Origin of the sequence: Bradyrhizobium sp. 134, from assembly GCF_023074155.1 — a bacterium.
Classification (GTDB): Bacteria; Pseudomonadota; Alphaproteobacteria; order Rhizobiales; family Xanthobacteraceae; genus Bradyrhizobium.
This window is the reverse complement of sequence record NZ_JADPKX010000045.1, coordinates 426,693-441,560: the sequence shown is the minus strand read 5'-3', so window position 1 is coordinate 441,560 and position 14,868 is coordinate 426,693. Positions and strand designations below refer to the sequence as shown.

17 protein-coding genes are annotated in these 14,868 nt (G+C 61.6%); 14 read left to right on the top strand and 3 right to left on the bottom strand.

From position 1 onward, the window contains the following. Positions 1 to 33 precede the first annotated feature (33 nt). Both IVA75_RS17075 and IVA75_RS17070 read right to left on the bottom strand, forming a co-directional pair. Positions 34 to 711: a glutathione S-transferase family protein gene (locus tag IVA75_RS17075; protein ID WP_247289180.1), complete on the bottom strand. Its 678-nt coding sequence runs from the start codon at positions 709 to 711 to the stop codon at positions 34 to 36. A 1-nt stretch (position 712) separates the two neighbouring features. Continuing rightward, entirely contained in the window at positions 713 to 1,456 is a 744-nt protein-coding gene (locus IVA75_RS17070; protein WP_027570873.1) for an SDR family NAD(P)-dependent oxidoreductase, read from the bottom strand. Positions 1,457 to 1,685: 229 nt separating this feature from the next. Between IVA75_RS17070 and IVA75_RS17065 the strand changes: the two genes are divergently transcribed. From IVA75_RS17065 to IVA75_RS17035, 7 genes are all read left to right on the top strand, one after another. Then, positions 1,686 to 1,904 carry a hypothetical protein gene (locus tag IVA75_RS17065; RefSeq protein ID WP_247289182.1) on the top strand — a complete coding sequence of 73 codons (219 nt, stop codon included), beginning with the start codon at positions 1,686 to 1,688 and terminating at the stop codon, positions 1,902 to 1,904. A 45-nt stretch (positions 1,905 to 1,949) separates the two neighbouring features. After that, positions 1,950 to 2,687, top strand: a complete 738-nt coding sequence (locus IVA75_RS17060; protein ID WP_247289184.1) for an SDR family oxidoreductase — start codon at positions 1,950 to 1,952, stop codon at positions 2,685 to 2,687. 10 nt (positions 2,688 to 2,697) lie between these two features. Further along, entirely contained in the window at positions 2,698 to 3,879 is a 1,182-nt protein-coding gene (locus IVA75_RS17055; protein ID WP_247289185.1) for an acyl-CoA dehydrogenase family protein, read from the top strand. 23 nt (positions 3,880 to 3,902) lie between these two features. Then, entirely contained in the window at positions 3,903 to 5,033 is a 1,131-nt protein-coding gene (locus IVA75_RS17050; protein WP_247289186.1) for an acyl-CoA dehydrogenase family protein, read from the top strand. A 14-nt stretch (positions 5,034 to 5,047) separates the two neighbouring features. Next, positions 5,048 to 6,235, top strand: a complete 1,188-nt coding sequence (locus IVA75_RS17045) for an acetyl-CoA C-acyltransferase (RefSeq protein WP_247289187.1) — start codon at positions 5,048 to 5,050, stop codon at positions 6,233 to 6,235. Between the two features lie 21 nt (positions 6,236 to 6,256). Then, complete coding sequence (locus tag IVA75_RS17040) at positions 6,257 to 7,267, top strand: nitronate monooxygenase family protein (protein WP_247289188.1); 1,011 nt, start codon at positions 6,257 to 6,259, stop codon at positions 7,265 to 7,267. A 154-nt stretch (positions 7,268 to 7,421) separates the two neighbouring features. Then, on the top strand, positions 7,422 to 7,718 hold the full coding sequence (locus IVA75_RS17035) for a YciI family protein (protein WP_247289189.1): 297 nt from the start codon (positions 7,422 to 7,424) through the stop codon (positions 7,716 to 7,718). A 126-nt stretch (positions 7,719 to 7,844) separates the two neighbouring features. On the opposite strand, the gene IVA75_RS17030 is transcribed toward IVA75_RS17035, so the two are convergent. Beyond that, the gene (locus tag IVA75_RS17030) at positions 7,845 to 9,044 is read right to left on the bottom strand and encodes an acetyl-CoA C-acyltransferase (protein ID WP_247289190.1); all 1,200 of its coding nucleotides are present in this window, start codon (positions 9,042 to 9,044) and stop codon (positions 7,845 to 7,847) included. A gap of 170 nt (positions 9,045 to 9,214) precedes the next feature. Here IVA75_RS17030 and IVA75_RS17025 point away from each other — a divergent pair, with 170 nt between their 5' ends. The 7 genes from IVA75_RS17025 (at position 9,215) to IVA75_RS16995 (ending at position 14,830) form a co-directional block, all read left to right on the top strand. Continuing rightward, positions 9,215 to 9,832 carry a TetR/AcrR family transcriptional regulator gene (locus IVA75_RS17025; RefSeq protein ID WP_247289229.1) on the top strand — a complete coding sequence of 206 codons (618 nt, stop codon included), beginning with the start codon at positions 9,215 to 9,217 and terminating at the stop codon, positions 9,830 to 9,832. Between the two features lie 19 nt (positions 9,833 to 9,851). Then, positions 9,852 to 12,173, top strand: a complete 2,322-nt coding sequence (locus tag IVA75_RS17020; protein WP_247289191.1) for a molybdopterin-dependent oxidoreductase — start codon at positions 9,852 to 9,854, stop codon at positions 12,171 to 12,173. 1 nt (position 12,174) lies between these two features. Continuing rightward, positions 12,175 to 12,894, top strand: a complete 720-nt coding sequence (locus IVA75_RS17015) for an SDR family NAD(P)-dependent oxidoreductase (RefSeq protein WP_247289192.1) — start codon at positions 12,175 to 12,177, stop codon at positions 12,892 to 12,894. A gap of 87 nt (positions 12,895 to 12,981) precedes the next feature. Beyond that, entirely contained in the window at positions 12,982 to 13,749 is a 768-nt protein-coding gene (locus tag IVA75_RS17010; RefSeq protein WP_247289194.1) for an SDR family oxidoreductase, read from the top strand. 60 nt (positions 13,750 to 13,809) lie between these two features. Beyond that, entirely contained in the window at positions 13,810 to 13,977 is a 168-nt protein-coding gene (locus tag IVA75_RS17005) for a hypothetical protein (RefSeq protein ID WP_346658426.1), read from the top strand. Positions 13,978 to 14,042: 65 nt separating this feature from the next. Continuing rightward, positions 14,043 to 14,498, top strand: a complete 456-nt coding sequence (locus tag IVA75_RS17000; RefSeq protein WP_247359403.1) for an enoyl-CoA hydratase-related protein — start codon at positions 14,043 to 14,045, stop codon at positions 14,496 to 14,498. Continuing rightward, on the top strand, positions 14,444 to 14,830 hold the full coding sequence (locus tag IVA75_RS16995; RefSeq protein ID WP_247359402.1) for an enoyl-CoA hydratase-related protein: 387 nt from the start codon (positions 14,444 to 14,446) through the stop codon (positions 14,828 to 14,830). Before IVA75_RS17000 ends, IVA75_RS16995 begins: the two co-directional genes overlap by 55 nt. The last annotated feature ends 38 nt before the right edge of the window (positions 14,831 to 14,868 follow it).

Below are 14,868 nucleotides of genomic sequence, written 5' to 3'. Positions count from 1 at the left end.
ACCGAAGCGCTTCGCGCGACCGGCGAACGGTTCTCAGGCCTTGGCAGGCGTCGGTGTAATTGGCGCGCGCGGAGCATTCGCCGCAGCCGCGCGCTGGTAAGCCTCCCGGCTTCGCATACGGTCGAGATAGGGCTGCGCATTGTCGCAAATGCCGACACCGTAGGCGACCGCCCAGTCCAGGCACGTCGTCAGCAGAATATCGGCGCTGCTGAATCGCTCGCCCATGATAAAATGTCGGCCGTCGGCCAGCGCGACCTCGACATGGCGCAGCTGCGCTCGAAAGTATTGGGCGGCTTGAGCTACGACCTCCGGCGCTACGCCGTAGATCAGGCCGAGCGCATCGGCGCTGTGACGGCGCATCACGTACAGGCTGGTCGAGTCGAGCTCGGTGACGATGAAGAAGCACCATTCCAGCCACGCTGCATAGTCGCGGGTGGATTCAGGGATCAATGCACGCTCGGGCGTGGAGTACATGCGCGACAGATATGCGACGATCGCCGCACTTTCGCCGATGCGAAAGTCGCCGTCCTGCAGCAGCGGAATCTTCTGGCGCGGATTGAGCTTGGTATATTCGGCGGTCTTGGTCTCGCCGGTCCGTGGGCCGATCGGTTTGATCTCGTAGGCCAGCCCCAGCTCGTGCATCGCCCAGTGCGGCCGAACGGTGCGGCTTGTCCCGACGCCCCACAAAGTGAGGTCTGGATTGTCGCTCATGTCACCATTTCTCTACAGCGGGACGAAGATCGAGTTCATGGGTCCAGCCGTCGCGGCTTTGCTGATGGGCAAACCAATACGCTTCGGCAATCGAGGAGGTCTTGGTCAGGCTGTCAGGCGGGATCTCGCTGGCCTCGATCCCCCTGGCCGCCTTCATGCGCTGATGGATGGCTTCGCTATCGACGCCGGCGTCGATGATGAGATGGACGACGTGAATATTCTCAGGCCCGAGCTCGCGCGCCATGGCCTGGGCGAGCGCGCGGAGACCGAATTTGGCCGATGCAAACGCAGCAAACCCCTTGCTGCCGCGGATGCTTGCGGTCGCACCGGTAAAAAAGATGGTGCCGCGTCCGCGGGACAGCATGACGCGCGCCGCTTCGCGCCCCACCAGGAAGCCGGCGTAGCAGGCCAACTCCCAGGCCTTGAAGAAGAGCTTTTCGGTAGTCTCCAGCAGGGGCTTGTTGACGTTCGAACCGGCATTGAACAGGCAGATCTCGATCGGCCCGATATCGCGTTCGACGTCCGCGAACAGCTTCTGCACTTCCGCTTCCTGGCGGGCGTCGACGCTGAAGGCGTGAATGCTGTGGCCTTTCCCCCTGAGTTCATCGACAAGCGCCTGGGACTTGGCTGCATCGCGCCTGCAGATGCAAACGGTGTAGCCACCGCTGGCAAACCGCCGCGCAACGGCAGCGCCGATGGCATCGCCCGCGCCGACCAGCATCGCGACTCCGCGACTCTCTCCCATGCTCGCTTCTCCCATAAGTTCTTATTTGATACGCTATCGGTATCGCCTGGAGGCCGCGTTGTAAACGGGGTTCTCGATAGTCTCTGTATAGGGCAGCGAACTTGCCATTTCTTGATCCGACTGTGACAACAAAATAGCGATTGACGAGTTCTAAAAAAGAACGCATGTTTCATCACAGGCGCAATGCTCAAAAAGGCGCCGATGTTCTTCAGTCGGGAGGCGGTTAGTCGTGGCGAAGCTGTCGCAAGCACTCGGTCTCGATCAAATTGCTTTTCGGTTTGCTTGCCGCATCGACCAATCGACAGGTCGCCATCTTGCCAAAGCGCTGGACCAGATCGGGCCGCTCGAGGACTGCGCCGCGGCCATGGTAGCCTCGATCAGCGCGATGGCGAAATTCCCATCGTTCTGGTCTGGCTCAAAAACGTGGTCCACGTTCCAGGACCGATAGAACAGCTTCGCATACAGCGCGCCTAACTTAACCGGGAGAAGTTCCTTGAAAAAGAGAAATGCAACCGTCGCCGTGATCGGCGCGGGCGATTTCATCGGCGGCGAGATTGCCAAGAAGTTTGCTTCCGAGGGCTTTACTGTCTTCGCCGGCCGCCGCAACGGCGACAAGCTGGCGCCGCTGGTCAAGGAGATCGAGGCCGCCGGCGGCGAGATTCACGCACGTTCGCTCGACGCGCGCAAGGAGGAGGAGATCATCTCCTTCCTGAACGACGCCGACAAGCACGCGCCCCTGGATGTCTGCATCTTCAACATTGGCGCCAACGTCAACTTCCCGATCCTCGAAACGACCGAGCGCGTTTTCCGCAAGGTCTGGGAGATGGCCTGCTACTCCGGCTTCCTTGCCGGGCGCGAGGCGGCCCGGCTGATGCTGCCGCGCGGCCAGGGCAACATCTTCTTCACGGGTGCGACCGCTTCGTTGCGCGGCGGCAGCGGCTATGCTGCCTTTGCCAGCGCCAAATTCGGACTGCGCGCTGTGGCGCAGGCGATGGCGCGTGAGCTGGGCCCGAAGAATATTCATGTCGCCCACCTCATTATCGATTCCGGCGTCGACACCGAGTGGGTCCGCCAGCGGCGCCTGGAAGCGCTCGGGCCCGGTGCGCTCGACGATCCGGATCTGCTGATGCCACCGGCCTCGGTCGCGACGTCCTACTGGCAGCTCTACCAGCAGCCGAAGAGCGCTTGGACCTTCGAGCTGGAAATCCGCCCCTTCGGTGAGAAGTGGTAGGGCGCTCAGGATGGAACTCGCACTGTCTCCCGAAGACGCGTCCTTCCGTGATGAGGTGCGCGCTTTCATTTCCGAAAACTATCCGAAGGAAATGCGGGTCCCCAATCCGGAGACCGACCTGACCAAAGAGCAATCGTTGCTCTGGCACCGCATCCTCTACAAGAAGGGCTGGATCGCGCCGCTCTGGCCCAAAGAATATGGCGGACCCGGCTGGTCGATCACCCGGCGTTTCATCTTCGAGCAGGAAACCAGCCGGGCCGGGACGCTGCCGCCGCTGGCGTTCAGCGTGACCATGGTGGGTCCGGTCATCTACACCTTCGGCAACGACGCGCAAAAACAGAAATTCCTGCCGCGGATTCTTTCGGGTGAAGATTGGTGGTGCCAGGGCTATTCAGAGCCGGGCTCGGGCTCGGACCTTGCCACCGTCCGGACCAAGGCCGTGCGCGACGGCGACCACTACATCGTCAACGGCCACAAGACCTGGACGACGTTGGCGCAGCATGCCGACTGGATCTTCTGCTTGGTGCGTACCGATCCGGGCGCAAAGCCTCAGGCCGGAATCTCGTTCCTCCTGATCGACATGAAGTCGCCCGGCGTCACCGTGCGTCCGATTATCACAATCGACGGATCGCACGAGGTCAATGACGTCTTTCTCGAGGACGTCCGCGTCCCCGTCGAGAACCTGATCGGCGAGGAGAACAAGGGCTGGACCTACGCAAAATTCCTGCTGGGCAATGAGCGCACCAGCATGGCCGGAATTGGCCGGTCGACGCGCTATCTCGACCGGTTGAAGAAGATCGTGAAGGCGGAGATCCCCGCGGATGATCCGGCGCATCTCGAATTTTGCAAGGAAATCGGGCGGATCGAGCTCGACGTGCTTGCGCTCGAGGCCACCGAGCTGCGGGTCGTTGCGCAGATGGCGCGCGGCATCGATCCGGGTCCTGCGGCTTCGCTCTTCAAGATCCGCGGCACCGAGATATTCCAGGGCATTACCGAGCTGACGCATCGCGCCATCGGAAATTACGGGCTGGCGCTTCGCGAGCAATCTTTGAGCGCAAACCAGTTCATGCCGGGTCCCGATTACGGCCACACCGCGACGGAAAAGTACCTGAACGCGCGCAAGCTCAGCATCTACGGCGGATCGAACGAAATCCAGCGCAACATCATCGCCAAAGCGGTGCTCGGTCTCTAGCAACAGCGCAACAAGAGGATCGGATGGACATCCAGTTCACGGAAGAGCAGGAACTGCTGCGCTCCAGCGTGCAGCGCATGCTGCGCGACCAGTACAGTTTTGAGGCGCGCCGCAAGGCCGTCGCCAGCGAAGAGGGCTGGAGCCGCAGGCAGTGGGATGCCTTTGCGGAGCTCGGCCTGCTCGCCGCGCCGTTCTCCGAGGAGAGCGGCGGCCTTGGTGGCGGCCCGCTCTCCACCATGATCGTTGCCCAGGAGTTCGGCCGTCACCTCGTCGTGGAGCCGTACGTCGAAACGGTCGTGCTAGCCGGCGGCTTGATCGAACATGCGGGGACCGATGAGCAGAAGCAGGCTTTGATTCCCGATATCATCGCCGGACAGAAGATCTGGGCGTTGGCCTGGACCGAAAAAGCCTCGCGCTTCGACCTCGCCAATGTCGCGACCACGGCGCGGCTTAACGGCAGCGATTACATGCTCACTGGTGAGAAGACCGCCGTTGTCGCCGCGCCATGGGCGGACTATTTCATCGTCTCCGCCCGCACAAAGGGCAAGCACGACGATCGCTCCGGCGTCAGCCTGTTCGTCGTCGATGCCCGGACGGCCAATCTGGATCTGCGCAGCTTCAAGACCATCGACGGCCGCCGCGCCGCGGAAATCACCTTACGGGATGTTCGCGGCGAGTTGCTCGGCAGCGAGGGGGAGGGCGTCGCCCTGCTGGAAGCCTGCCGGGACCGGGCCATCGGCGCGCTCTGTGCCGAGGCGGTCGGCGCCATGGCCGAGTTGAACTCAGCGACGCTGGAATACGCCAAGGCGAGAAAGCAGTTCGGCGTCACCATTGGCAGCTTCCAGGTGCTGCAACACCGGATGGTCGACATGTTCATTGCCCATCAGGAGGCGCTTTCCCTGATGCAGCATCTCAATCTTAGCCTCGGTGCCGGCGAGAGCGGTATCTCGCGCCTCGCCTCCGGCGCCAAGTCGAAGGTCGGCTATGCCGGCAAGTTCATCGCCGACCAGGCGGTTCAGCTGCACGGCGGCATGGGCATGACCGACGAATTGAACGTCGGCCATTACTTCAAGCGAATCTCCTCCATCAACATCCAGTTCGGCGATCCCGCTCACCACCTGCTGCGTTACGTGCAGCTCGACGCGGCTGCATAGTAAAAGAGGCAAGCATGACGACAGAGGCAGTTATCGTTTCCAGCGCACGCACCGGCGTCGGCAAGGCCTTTCGCGGTGCGCTGAACAACACCGAAGGTCCGACCATGGCCGGCCATGTGATGGCCGAAGCGGTGAGGCGCGCGGGCATTGATCCGGGCGAGGTCGAAGATGTGGTGATCGGTTGCGCGATGCAGCAGGGCACCATGGTGATGAACGTCGCACGCAAGGGGGCGATCCGGGCCGGCCTGCCAGTCACCGTTGCCGGCACCACGATCGATCGGCAGTGTGCCTCCGGCCTGCAGGCGATCGCGGTCGCGGCACGCTCGATCATGCTTGATGGCGTCGAGGTCGCAATCGGAGGCGGCATCGAATCGATCAGCCTGGTGCAAAACGAGCACATGAACAGATTCCATGCAGTCGACGACGAGCTGATGGCGATGAAGCCGGAGATGTACATGTCGATGCTCGACACCGCGGAAATCGTCGCCGAGCGTTACAAGATTGGCCGCGACCGGCAGGACGAATACAGCCTCGAATGTCAGCGCCGCATCGGTGCGGCGGTGCAGGCGGGCCGCTTCGATGACGAGATCGTCCCGATCAAGACGACGATGGCCGTCGTCAACAAGGACACCAAGGAGGTCACCTATCAGCAGGTGACGCTGTCGAAGGATGAAGGTCCGCGCCCCGAGACCACGGCGGAAGGACTGGCGAAGATCAAGCCGGTGTTCGAAGGCAAGACCATCACGGCCGGCAACGCCAGCCAGCTCTCCGATGGCGCATCGGCGTGCGTGGTCATGAGCGACAAGATCGCTGCGAAGAAGGGCCTGAAGCCGCTCGGCATCTTCCGTGGCTTCGTCGCCGCCGGTGTCGAGCCGGACGAAATGGGCATCGGTCCGGTCGCGGCGATCCCGCGCCTTCTCAAGCGGTACGGCCTGAAGATCGACGACATTGATCTCTGGGAGCTGAACGAAGCCTATGCGGTCCAGGTGATCTACTGCCGCGACAAGCTCGGCATCGATCCGGACAAACTGAACGTCAATGGCGGTTCGATCGCGATCGGCCATCCCTACGGCATGACGGGCAGCCGGCTTGTCGGTCACATCCTGATCGAGGGGCGCCGGCGCAAGGCGAAATACGGCGTGGTGACCATGTGCATCGGCGGCGGCATGGGCGCAGCCGGCCTGTTCGAAATTGTCAACTGATCGGAAAGCGGAGAAGCGCACGTGAAGACAGCAATCACCGAACTGTTCGGTATCCAGCATCCGATCATCCAAGGCGGCATGCATTATGTCGGCTTCGCCGAGCTTGCCGCCGCGGTATCGAACGCCGGCGGTCTCGGCATCATCACCGGCCTCACACAGCGGACGCCGGAGCTGCTGGCGAAGGAAATCGCACGCTGCCGTGACATGACCGACAAGCCGTTCGGTGTAAACCTGACCTTCCTGCCGAGCTTCACTGCACCGCCGTATCCCGAATATATCGCCGCCATCAAGGAGGGCGGCGTCAAGGCCGTGGAGACCGCCGGCCGCAGCCCGGAAGCGTACATGCCCGCCCTGAAGGCGGCTGGCATTAAGGTGATCCACAAATGCACCTCGGTGCGGCATTCGCTGAAAGCCGAGAAGATCGGTTGCGACGCCGTCAGCGTCGACGGCTTCGAATGCGGCGGTCATCCCGGCGAGGACGATATTCCGAACATGATCCTGCTGCCGCGCGCGGCGGATGAACTGAAGATTCCGTTCGTGGCCTCGGGTGGCATGGCGGACGCACGCAGCCTTGTTGCCGTGCTGTCGATGGGCGCCGCTGGCATGAACATGGGCACCCGCTTCGTCGCCACCAAGGAAGCGCCCGTCCATGCCAACGTCAAGCAGGCTCTGGTCAAAGCCACTGAACTCGACACCGTGCTGGTGATGCGTGCGCTGCGCAACACCGAGCGCGTGCTGAAGAACAAGGGCGTCGATCAATTGCTCGAAGTGGAGCGGGAGAAGGGGGCGAGCCTCAAGATCGAGGACATCCACGAGCAGGTGGCGGGCGTCTACCCCAGGGTGATGGTTGACGGCGAGATGGACGCCGGCGCCTGGAGCTGCGGCATGGTGGTCGGACTGATCCACGATATCCCGACGGTGAAGGAGCTGATTGATCGCATCATGACGGAAGCCGAACAGATCATCCGGCAGCGGCTGACCGGCTTCCTTGACGGTACTGTCGACAATGCGGCCACGCGCGCCGTTGCTTGACAAGGCCTTGTGAGAGAACCTTCAGTGCAAGGATCAATACTCGCCGATCGCATTCAACAGCTGATGGGCGTCGCCGATTGATCTCTCAAATCGAGGGGGGCGCGAGCCAGGCCGACATGCAAGGTAGAAAGCCGTGTTCACCGAGGAGCGACCGATGAAGTACTACCTCTGCAAGTACCTTCCGCCCCGGGCGGATTTCCTGGTGACCATGAACGCCGATGAGAAACAGTTGATGAAGCAGCACGGTGCGTTCCTGGATGATCTGCTCGCAAAGGGGCAGATCGTCGCGCACGGTCCCGTCATGGACCCGCGTGGCGGTTATGGCGTGTCGCTCTACCAGATCGCGGATGATCTCGACATCGAGGTGATCACCTCGGAAGACCCCATCGTGAAGAATGGCGCCGGCCACTACGAGCATCACCCGATGCTGCATCTGAAGGCGCGCGGCTGAGATCCTCGCCTCGTCCAATTCGACCGCTTCAACCGGGCGCATCTGCCGCGCCCGGCGCGCAGGATTCAGCAATCGGCATGGCCGGTACGCCCGGAAACCAAAACGGTCCGGTTGCAGATTGACGTGCTAGCGGTGTATCACTCGCTCGATGGCGATTGCGGTCGCTTCACCGCCTCCAATGCAGAGCGCAGCCACGCCCCGCTTGAGATTTTGGGCCTCGAGGGCATGCAACAATGTGACGATCAGCCGCGCACCGGTAGCGCCGATGGGATGACCGAGCGCGCAGGCGCCGCCGTTGACGTTCAGCTTCTCCCTGGGAATGCCGAGGTCTTTTTGCGCCGCCATCGCGACCACGGCAAAGGCCTCGTTGATCTCGAACAGGTCGACATCGCCGACACTCCAGCCGACCTTGTCGAGCAGCTTGCGGATCGCCGGGATCGGCGCCGTGGTGAACCATTGCGGCTCTTGGCTATGGGTAGCATGACCTTTGATCTCTGCCAGCACGGGTAGGCCATCGCGATCGGCGAGAGAGCGTTTTGCAAGGATGAGAGCCGCGGCGCCGTCGGCATTGGCGGAGGAGGCGGCCGGCGTAATAGTGCCGTTGGCGCGGAACGCTGCCTTCAGTCCGGGAATCTTGGCTGGATCCACTTTCAGCGGATGCTCGTCGTTCGCGATGATCCGTTGTCCGGCCTTTTCTGTGAGCGTGATCGGCGCGATCTCGGCCCTGAACGCGCCCCCTTGGACCGCGTTGCGCGCGCGGGTCAGCGTCTCGATCGCGTAGGCGTCCTGGTCCTTGCGAGTGAATTGATAAGCCTCCGCTGTGGCCTCGCCGAAATCGCCCATCGAACGCCCGGTTTCATATGCGTCTTCCAACCCGTCCATGATCATGTGATCAATGATCCGGTCGTGCCCGGCGCGATATCCACTCCTCGCTTTCGTCAGCAGATAGGGTGCATTGCTCATGCTTTCCATTCCGCCGGACAGCACGATCTCCGCTGACCCCGCCTTGATGATATCGTGGCCAAGCATAGTCGCCTTCATGCCGGAGCCGCAGACCTTGTTAACGGTCGTGGCGCCGGTCGCGTCGGGCAGTTTGGCGCCGCGCGCAGCCTGGCGGGCCGGTGCCTGCCCCTGTCCCGCCGGCAACACATTGCCCATGAACACCTCGTCGATCTTTTCAGGCGCCAGCTTCGCCCGCTCCAGTGCCGCACCGATAATGTGAGCGCCGAGCTTGTGGGCGCTCAGCGGCGACAACTCGCCCATGAACCGGCCAAGGGGCGTGCGAGCGGCGGAAACAATGACGATGGGATCGGAAACGGCGGCCATCGCGAACTCTCCTGCTGATATCTGTTGTTATATGATGACAGTCATATAAGATGGCATGCATTGCAATGAAATCTTGCCGCAGCCGTCAAGAAAGCGCGGTTCGAGAATTGTTCCGAGGGGACGAGTACGATTGTACGGCCGGTCCTCCAGGGAGCTTGCACGGGGTGGTGATGCGTTACGGAGAAAACCACAGGCGTCGGACGCACCGTCGGATCGTTGAAAATGCCTCTTACGGTTTACGCCAGAAGGGCGCCAAAGGGCTCAGCGTCATCGATTTGATGAAACTTGCGGGTCTGACGCATGGCGGCTTCTACAATCATTTCGAGTCGCGTGAGGCGCTTGTTGGCGAGGCGATCGCCTTTGCAATGGACCAAACGACCGAGCGCTGGAAAAAGCTGACTGACGACACGGCCAACGACGAACGCTTCGACATCTTGATTGCCGACTATCTGAGTCCGCGGCATCGAGACAATCCCAAACATGGTTGCGCCCTTCCAACCCTGGCTGTCGATATCGCTCGATCGGGCTCCAGCGAGCAGCAGGCGTTTGCCGACAAGCTGGAGAAGATGATCGACGTCTTTGTCGAGCTGCTTCCCGATCAGCCACCTCGACAGGCCCGCCAAATCGCGACCGGCGCTATCGCAACCTTGGTTGGATCAATCGTGCTGTCGCGCGCTGTTGGTGCTGGGAAGCTTTCCGACGGAATTCTCGCTGCGGGACGCATGACTGCCAGTGGCCGGACTCAAAAGCCTCGGCGGGCGACAAGGACGATGCGCTGCGACAAATAACAATACCAGGGAGGTCACCATGACGGCCGGCGAGTGGCTCAAAACAGCCTGCAACCTGTGTTACATCAATTGCGGGATCGAGGTGTTCGTGAACAACGAGCGCCTCGAGAAAGTGCGAGGCGACCGTTCGAGCCCGAAATCACAGGGCTATCTCTGCAACAAGGCGACCCGGATTCCCTATTATGCCCATCACAAGGATCGGCTGACCAAGCCACTACGTCGGCGCGCGGACGGAGGCTTCGACGAAATCGAGTGGGACGTGGCGATCGCGGAAATCGCGGCGCGGCTGCGTCAGATCGCGGACAAGCATGGCGGAAAGACTATTGCCCTTTACGGCGGTGGCGGGCAGGGCAACCACGCCGGCGGCGCCTATGCCAGCGGATTATTGCGCGCGCTGGGTTCGCGCAGCGTGTTCAACGCTCTTTCGCAGGAGAAGACCGGCGACTTCTGGGTCAATGGCCACATGTTCGGCAGCCAGACGTGCCACACCGCCGAGGACGTCCATCATTGCGATCTCTTGCTGGTCATCGGTGCAAATCCCTGGATCGCGCACGGCTTCCCCAATGCGCGCGATCATCTCAACCAAATCCGCAAGGATCCGGCCCGCAGGCTGATCGTCATTGATCCCCGGCGCACCGAGACCGCCGAAATGGCGGATCTACATCTCGCAGTGCGTCCGGGTGCCGACACGTTCCTTCTTGGCGCGCTGCTGGCCACGCTTGTCCGCTCCGATCGGATCGACGACGCATTCATTCAGGAGCACACCGTCGGCTTCTCGGAAGTGAGGCAGGCGCTACTGGATATCCCCATTGAACAATGGGCTGCAGCCGCCGATATCTCGATCACGGACCTGGAGCGGTGCGCCGCGATGATCGCAGCCGCGAAGGCCATGGTGGTGCGGGTCGAGCTTGGCATCCAGCAGGGCATCAACTCGACGCTCAACTCCTATCTCGAGAAGCTCCTGATCATGCTTTCCGGAAATTTCGGCCGGAAAGGCACCAACCAACTGCATAGCTGGCTCCAACCGCTATGGGGCAATTCGCCGAACCAGACCTTCGCACCGACTGGCGATGCAATTATCGGGGGCTTGTTGCCGCCCAACATCTTTCCCGAGGCGGTGCTCAACGACCATCCCGACCGGTTGCGATGCGCTTGGGTCGACAGCTCCAATCCAGCCAACACGGCGGCAAACACCGAAGCTGTAGAGCGCGCGCTGCGCTCGCTCGACCTATGCGTCGTGGTCGACGTTGCGATGACCGAAACCGCACGGCTCGCACATTACGTTCTGCCGGCGTCTTCGCAGTTTGAGAAAACGGAATTCACCCTGTTCAATTTCGAGTTTCCGACGAACTATTTCCACGTTCGGGCGGGTGTCCTGGCGCCGCTCGCCGGTACCCTGCCGGAGCCCGAGATCTACACGCGGCTTGCGATCGCCTTGGGACTTCTACCAGGTGACAATGTGCTGGCGCCGCTGCGCGAAATAGCACGGCGCTCGCGACCGGAATTCGCCGCGGCACTTCGTGCTTTCATCGCGGAAAACCCCGGGGCAGTGCCAGCCCTCGTGCTCTACCATACGCTGGGGCAGACGCTTCCGGATGGTACCGCGGCCGCGGCGCCTATGTGGAGCGCGGCACTGGCTTGCGCGAAGCGATCGCCGCAAGCGGTGCGACGGGCAATTGGTGCATCGAACGACGTGGCGGACCATCAACTCGGCGATCTCCTGTTCGACACGATCGTGGCTGCGCGGCAGGGGACGGCGATTACCGAGCACGAGTATGACGAGGTCTGGTCATTGATCAGCCATTCGGACCGCAGGGTTCGACTGGTGGTCCCGCAGATGTTCGAATGGCTCGCGCGGCTCGATCCACGTGCCGCGGGCGCGCCAAAGGAGTTTCCGTTCATGTTGGCAGCCGGCGGCCGCCGCATGTTCAACGCCAACCAGATCTTCCGTGACCCCGCATGGCGTCGCGAGGATCCGGATGGCGCCATGCTGATCAATTCGAGCGATCTGAGAAATCTGGGCGCGGAGGATGGTGACTGGGTCGCGGTGGAATCCGTGATTGGCCGGCTCGTCGTCCGCTGCAAGCTCGATGACGCCTTGCGAAACGGCCAGCTGGCGCTGCCGCACGGCTATGGGCAGGCATACCCCGCGTCGGACGGAGAGCGACTGATCAATGGGCCACGTATCAATCTGCTCACAGAGAGCGGCAACCGCGATCCCATTGCCGGCACGCCCTACCACAAGAATGTTGCGGTTCGTCTGGCCTTGGTGTCCGCGCAGGAGGCAGCCGCCTATCAGTCGCAGTCCGAGCGAATTCATTTGAAAGCGGCCGGACAATAACGTGGAGAAAGTTCAAATGAGTGAGAAACCAGTCGCGATCGTGACCGGGGTCGGGCCGGGCACCGGAGCTGCCATCGTCAAGCGCTTCTCTGCCGGCGGGTTCCGTATCATAGCGCTGGCTCGCTCAGCCGAGCTCATCAATCGCCTGGCGCAAGAGCTTCCTGATGTCCACGCGGCGACCTGCGACGTTTCAGACGAAAATCAGGTGCGGACCGTCGTTGCGGATGTAAAGCGGCGTTTTGGCGCGGCTGAAGTCCTCGTCCACAACGCGGTCGGCGGAGGCTGGGGGAGCTTTCGGGAGATCGATCCGAAGATGCTGAAGGGCAATTTCGAGGTCAACGTGATGGGCTTGTTATACCTGGCGCGCGAAGTGGCTCCTGACATGATCGACCGAGGCAAGGGCGCAATCCTGGTGACCGGAAACACGTCTTCGATCCGGGGCAAGGCCAACTTCGCCGGCTTCGCGCCGACAAAGGCGGCGCAGCGCATTTTGGCCGAGTCGATCGCACGTGACGTGGGACCTCTGGGCGTGCACGTCGCCTATGTTCTCATCGACGCCGTGATTGATACGCCCAGAATGCGCGCGCGGATGAGCGACAAGCCAGATGAATTCTTTATCAAGCCTGCTGCCATCGCGGACGAACTCTATCATCTCTATGGGCAGAATCGATCGGCTTGGTCGTTCCTCACAGAGCTGCGGCCATTCGGCGAAAACTGGTGACGCCCGGCTAGCGGGAAGCAGGGTCACGGCGGTTTCCGTGTCATCTCTTCATGGAGAGCGCGACAACGCAGGACTGGAAAGGTCAAGATGATTGATATCAAAAGTTCCGTGCACGAGGTTGCGGTGATCGTGGGGGGCGGTCCGGGCATCAGCTCGAGTTGCGCCCGGCTGTTCGCGGAGAACGGCATGCGTGTCTGCGTCGCAGCCAGGAATCCCGAAAAGCCGGTCCTCGAAGCCTTGGAGAAGACGCATCGTGTGCTTCGATATGCCTGCGATGCAACTGATCCGGCGGCGGTGACACAGCTGTTCGGCAACGTCGTTCAGGACGTCGGCACGCCACGACTTGTCGTGCATAACATCGATGGCCGGGTTCCCGGCATTTTCCGCAAAAGCATCATCGAAGCCGACCCGGGCATGGCGTTCGAAACACTTCGCAACTCGGCGTTCAGCGCGTTTCTGGTCGGTCAACAGGCAGCCCGGCTCATGCTTGGGAACGAACCCGACGCCAACGGCGGCAGAGGAACAATCATCTTCACGAACGCCAGCGCGGCGCTCAAAGGCTTCCCATCAAGTGGCGCATTTGCAATGGCATGTCATGCCAAGTCCGGACTCGCGCAGAGCATGGCAAGAGAATTGATGCCGCAGGGCGTCCACATAGCGAATGTGCCGATCGACGGCGCGATCGGCTGGACCCAGGAGGACGGCACTCGCGCGCATCGGCTGGCGGGGACAACTGTCGACGACAATATGGCCGACCCCGACCATATCGCGAAAACATATCTGCAGCTTCATCGGCAGCATCGGTCGACCTGGGCGTTCGAGGTCGTGCTGCGGCCTTGGGTCGAGAAATGGTAGTGAGCAGCGTTGGAGCGCAGCCAAGTACATCGGCCGTGCAGCCGGGGCGCACGGGAGGCGGTGACTGACCTCGACGAGTTGATCCGCCGCCTCGATCGCGAGGAGTTCGATCTCGTCGCGGTGGGGCGGGCGCTGCTTCAGGATCCGCAGTGGCTGCTGAAGATACGCGACGGACGGACGGAAGAACTGATGGCTTCTGAACGGACTGCGTTTGCGGCGCTGAGCTGAGCAAACTGACAGGTTAATTCTGCGCAACGTCGCGCAGTTGCCTATGAGCATTCGGAGACTAGAAAATGAGCGAGACGACGCAAGTCGGTCAGATCCGTACCGAGGTGCATGGGCATGTGTTCAAGATCGTCATCGACAACGTGGCGAAGAAGAATTCTTTCAGCCCGCAGATGATGGCGCAGATGTCGGATGCGATGACGCTTCTCGACCGCACCGACGACTATTGGGTCGGTGTGCTCTGCGCCGACGGCCCGGACTTCACGGCAGGCCTTGATATGCCGAAGTTCTTCGGAGCCAAGGCCGAAAATACCGAGATCAAGCCCGGCAACATCGATGCGTTCGCGCTGAAAAGCCGGTGTCGTAAGCCGATCGTGACGGCCGTGCAGGGGATCTGTTTCACGATTGGCATCGAAATGATGTTGGCCGGCGACATTGTTGTGGCCGCCGACGACGCCGGTTCTGCCAAATGGAATCCAAGCGCGGGATCGCGCCGCTCGGTGGCGCCCATTTCCGGTACGTGACGCGGGCAGGATGGGGGGATGCGATGTATCATCTGTTCTTGTGGGACGAGTTCAGCGCGGCGCGGGCGTATAAAATCGGGTTTGTTCAGGAAGTCGTCGCTCCTGGTCAGCAGATTCCCCGCGCGATGGAAATTGCTGGTCTGATCGCCAGGAACGCTCCGATCGGCATTCAGGTAACCAAAGAGGCCGCGCTGAAGTACATCGAGGCCGGCGAAAGAGCGGCGATCGACTATATCCCGAAAATCAAGGACCGCGTTTTCAGCAGCGAAGACATGAAAGAAGGCATCCAGTCTTTCGTGGAGCGTCGCCCGGCGGTGTTCCGCGGAGAATAAATCCGGCTGGCTGCCCCGATAGACGTCTGTTTGTGGGG